The sequence below is a fragment of the Streptomyces palmae genome, from assembly GCF_004684805.1.
Taxonomy (GTDB): domain Bacteria; phylum Actinomycetota; class Actinomycetes; order Streptomycetales; family Streptomycetaceae; genus Streptomyces; species Streptomyces palmae.
In genome coordinates this window covers 1-1,944 of sequence record NZ_SRID01000627.1, presented here as the reverse complement: position 1 = coordinate 1,944, position 1,944 = coordinate 1, and the positions used below count along the sequence as shown (strand labels likewise).

The 1,944-nt window shown below is 77.7% G+C and carries 1 protein-coding gene and 1 pseudogene; one reads left to right on the top strand and one right to left on the bottom strand.

Annotation, left to right across the window (positions count from 1 at the left end):
* Positions 1 to 126: pseudogene (locus tag E4099_RS31620) on the top strand (ROK family protein); the annotation flags it as partial.
* Between the two features lie 429 nt (positions 127 to 555).
* Here the strand turns inward: E4099_RS31620 and E4099_RS31615 are convergent.
* Positions 556 to 1,788 carry an ArsA family ATPase gene (locus E4099_RS31615; RefSeq protein ID WP_135342527.1) on the bottom strand — a complete coding sequence of 411 codons (1,233 nt, stop codon included), beginning with the start codon at positions 1,786 to 1,788 and terminating at the stop codon, positions 556 to 558.
* Positions 1,789 to 1,944 lie beyond the last annotated feature (156 nt).

The following is a 1,944-nucleotide window of genomic DNA, read 5'->3' as shown; positions in this document are numbered from 1 at the left end:
CACGAGGCGCTCAAGGACAAGGTCGAGCAGCGTGTCGGGCTGCCCGTGGTGGTGGAGAACGACGCCAACGCGGCGGCCTGGGGCGAGTACCGCTTCGGAGCCGGCCAGGGCCATGACGACGTCGTGTCGTGGTGGCGTCGGCGGGGGCCGTCCCGCCGTCGGGCCCGCTCTCGGCGATGTCCTCGGCGATGACGTCGGTGGCCTCGGCCCAGACCTGGTCCCCGACACCCTCGTCGCGGAAGGGCACCTCGTCGGCGGCGGTGGGACGGTCGGTGGCGTCGCTCATGGCGGACTCCTGCGGCGGGAAGCTGGCTGGATTTTCTCCTCGGCTTGCCTTCGACGTTACCCGACCGCCATCCGTCCCCCGCGGGCCCGCGGCACGAGCCGGAGCCGCCGCCGACCGCCCGGGCGCAACCGGCCGGGCGGGGCCGCGGGCGCTCGGCCAACCAGCCCGTCAGGGCAGGCACGGGCGGCCGTGCGCGGGGGCGGCCAGGCCGCGCGCCACCACCGCCGAGCCCCGCGCCACCCTCACCGGGCCGGTCGCCGCCCCGGGATTCAGGGGCGCCGCGGCCAGAGCGCCGGGTCGGGGGCGAACCGCACGGTCAGTACGCCGTCGCGCAGGGCGGCGCCGGCCACCGTGCAGCGGCGCAGGGCCGATGGCAGCGGCAGCAGCCGGTGGAAGGCGCCGGTGGTGACGATGAGTTCCTCGCCGCGCCGGACCAGCCCCAGGTCCTCGCGGCCGGCGCCGGGCAGCGGCAGCCGCCAGACCAGCTCGCCGTCCGCCGCGATCCGGTCCTCCACCGTCCAGGGGTCGGCCGCGAGCTGGTCCGGCCGGGCGTCCGGCCGGGGCAGGCGTTCGGCGAGCGGGGCCAGCTCGTGGGGGCCGCGGGGCTCGGTGCCGAGGTGGGGCAGTTCGTGGACCGGTGCGATCGGCGTCCACTCTTCGGACAGTTCCTTCAGGGCGGCCTGCTGACTGTCGGACAGCGCGGCGAGCCAGGGGTCGGCCGAGTCGGTCGGCAGCAGCCGGTTGGCGAGCACCGCCTCCACCCGGCAGCCGTGCAGCGCCAGACCCGCCCGGGCGGCGCGCAGGGTGCGCAGGGCGGACGCTCCGGGCTCCACCACCAGCCGCACCGTGGTGGCGGCCGAGTCGATCACCGTCTGCGCGGCGGCCAGCTCCCGCTCCCAGCGCTCGGCGATCTCGTACAGCCGCTCCGCGGGCGCCGGCACCCCGGCGAGCTGGGCGAGCATCGGCCGCAACGCCCCGCGAGCGGCCTGCCGCTCGGCGGGCAGCAACCGGCGCAGATAGCGTCGCAGCCGCTCCGGCAGGGCGAGCAGGCCGAGCGTTTCCACGACCGGTGGCAGGTCGAGGACCAGCAGGTCCCAGTCGGCGTCCCGGTCCTCCCAGGCCAGCCGGACCGCGCGCAGCAGGGCGAACGCCTCGGCGCCGGGCAGTTCGGTGAGTTCCTCGCTCTCCAGCGGGGCGGTGCCGAGCATGTCCAGCAGTCCGGCGGCGCGCTCCTGGACCGCGGCGAGTTCGGCCCGGAAGTGTTCACCGGCGACGATCCGGGCGGCCCACAGCCCCGGGGCGACCTCGGCGGGCGCTGTCCAGGGGGCGCCCGACCGCGCGGGGGCGCCCGCGGGTGGCCCGAAGAGCTCCCGCGGCCCGCCGAGGCGGTCCGTGGTGAGCAGCAGCACCCGGGCGCCCGCGCGGGTGGCGGCCAGTGCGGTGGCGGCCGCGGCGGTGGTGCGGCCCGCGCCGCCGACTCCGGTGACCAGGACCGTACGCATGGGAGGGCTCCGGGATTCGATGAGGAACGAATGGCTTGTGGGACTCGGCGTGAGGGCGGCGGTTACGCGAGGGCTGCGGTTACGCCAGGCGTGCGGGGAGCCCGAGCCCGCCCCCCCGATCGCCGCGGGGGAGGCACCGCCCCCGCAAGGGGCGCG